1 rRNA gene is annotated in these 1,326 nt (G+C 53.3%); it reads left to right on the forward strand.

Features of this window, described 5'->3' with window-relative positions:
• Positions 1 to 1,326: ribosomal RNA gene (locus ACOZIO_RS25030) — 23S ribosomal RNA — on the forward strand; the annotation flags it as partial.

The raw sequence follows: 1,326 nt of genomic DNA on the forward strand, positions 1-1,326 counted from the left end.
GTTAGGTGACTGCGTACCTTTTGTATAATGGGTCAGCGACTTATATTTTGTAGCAAGGTTAACCGAATAGGGGAGCCGTAGGGAAACCGAGTCTTAACTGGGCGTCAAGTTGCAAGGTATAGACCCGAAACCCGGTGATCTAGCCATGGGCAGGTTGAAGGTTGGGTAACACTAACTGGAGGACCGAACCGACTAATGTTGAAAAATTAGCGGATGACTTGTGGCTGGGGGTGAAAGGCCAATCAAACCGGGAGATAGCTGGTTCTCCCCGAAAGCTATTTAGGTAGCGCCTCGTGAACTCATCTTCGGGGGTAGAGCACTGTTTCGACTAGGGGGCCATCCCGGCTTACCAACTCGATGCAAACTACGAATACCGAAGAATGTTATCACGGGAGACACACGGCGGGTGCTAACGTCCGTCGTGAAGAGGGAAACAACCCAGACCGCCAGCTAAGGTCCCAAAGTCATGGTTAAGTGGGAAACGATGTGGGAAGGCATAGACAGCCAGGATGTTGGCTTAGAAGCAGCCATCATTTAAAGAAAGCGTAATAGCTCACTGGTCGAGTCGGCCTGCGCGGAAGATGTAACGGGGCTAAACCATGCACCGAAGCTGCGGCAGCGACGCTTAGGCGTTGTTGGGTAGGGGAGCGTTCTGTAAGCCGTCGAAGGTGAACTGTGAGGTTTGCTGGAGGTATCAGAAGTGCGAATGCTGACATAAGTAACGATAATGCGGGTGAAAAACCCGCACGCCGGAAGACCAAGGGTTCCTGTCCAACGTTAATCGGGGCAGGGTGAGTCGACCCCTAAGGCGAGGCTGAAAAGCGTAGTCGATGGGAAGCTGGTTAATATTCCAGCACTTGGTGTTACTGCGAAGGGGGGACGGAGAAGGCTAGGCTGGCCGGGCGACGGTTGTCCCGGTTCAAGCGTGTAGGGGGTGTGACCTGGTAAATCCGGTTGCATATTAACCCTGAGGCGTGATAACGAGCCACTACGGTGGTGAAGTAGCTGATGCCATGCTTCCAGGAAAAGCCTCTAAGCTCCAGGTAACACGAAATCGTACCCCAAACCGACACAGGTGGTCAGGTAGAGAATACTCAGGCGCTTGAGAGAACTCGGGTGAAGGAACTAGGCAAAATGGTGCCGTAACTTCGGGAGAAGGCACGCTGGCGCGTAGGTGAAGGGACTTGCTCCCGGAGCTGAAGCCAGTCGAAGATACCAGCTGGCTGCAACTGTTTAATAAAAACACAGCACTGTGCAAACACGAAAGTGGACGTATACGGTGTGACGCCTGCCCGGTGCCGGAAGGTTAATTGATGGGGTCAGCCG

It is taken from the genome of Rahnella sp. PD4 (assembly GCF_049199325.1).
In the GTDB taxonomy this organism is placed as follows: Bacteria; Pseudomonadota; Gammaproteobacteria; order Enterobacterales; family Enterobacteriaceae; genus Rahnella; species Rahnella perminowiae.